General features: G+C 64.3%; 1 protein-coding gene. It reads left to right on the top strand.

What is annotated here, in order from left to right; all coding sequences use genetic code 11:
* The coding region (trxB, locus tag A5652_RS02710) for a thioredoxin-disulfide reductase (protein WP_156745119.1) at positions 1-848 on the top strand (848 nt) is incomplete at both ends.

Raw genomic sequence — 848 nt, forward strand, 5'->3', positions numbered from 1 at the left:
GTGATCGTTATTGGTTCGGGTCCTGCTGGGTATACCGCGGCGTTGTATGCGGCGCGGGCGCAGTTGGCGCCGGTGGTGTTTGAGGGGACGTCGTTTGGTGGGGCGTTGATGACGACCACCGAGGTGGAGAATTTCCCGGGTTTTCGGGATGGGATCACCGGTCCGGAGTTGATGGATCAGATGCGTGAGCAGGCGTTGCGCTTTGGTGCGGATTTGCGGATGGAAGACGTCGAGTCGGTGTCGCTGCAGGGGCCGGTCAAGTCGGTGACCACGGCCGAGGGGCAGACGGTGCGGGCGCGGTCGGTGATCTTGGCGATGGGGGCCGCGGCGCGGTATTTGGGGGTGCCCGGCGAGCAGGAGTTGCTGGGGCGTGGGGTGTCCTCGTGTGCGACTTGTGATGGGTTCTTTTTCAAAGATCAAGACATCGCGGTGATCGGGGGTGGGGACTCGGCGATGGAGGAGGCGACGTTTTTGACCCGGTTTGCCCGCAGTGTGACGTTGGTGCACCGGCGAGAGGAGTTTCGGGCGTCGCGGATCATGCTGGAGCGCGCGAAGGCCAATGACAAGATCGCCATCTTGACGAACAAGGCGGTCGAGGCCGTCGAGGGTGAGTCCACGGTGACGGGGGTGCGGCTGCGTGATACCGGCACCGGTGAGGTCTCGACGTTGGCGGTGACCGGGGTGTTTGTGGCCATCGGCCATGATCCGCGCTCGGAGTTGGTGCGCGAGGTGCTCGAGACCGACCCCGATGGTTATGTGCTGGTGCAGGGCCGCACCACGAGTACTTCGATTGATGGGGTGTTCGCGTCCGGGGACCTGGTGGATCGCACCTACCGCCAGGCCATCAC

Origin of the sequence: Mycobacterium sp. 1165178.9 (assembly GCF_001673555.1) — a bacterium.
In the GTDB taxonomy this organism is placed as follows: domain Bacteria; phylum Actinomycetota; class Actinomycetes; order Mycobacteriales; family Mycobacteriaceae; genus Mycobacterium.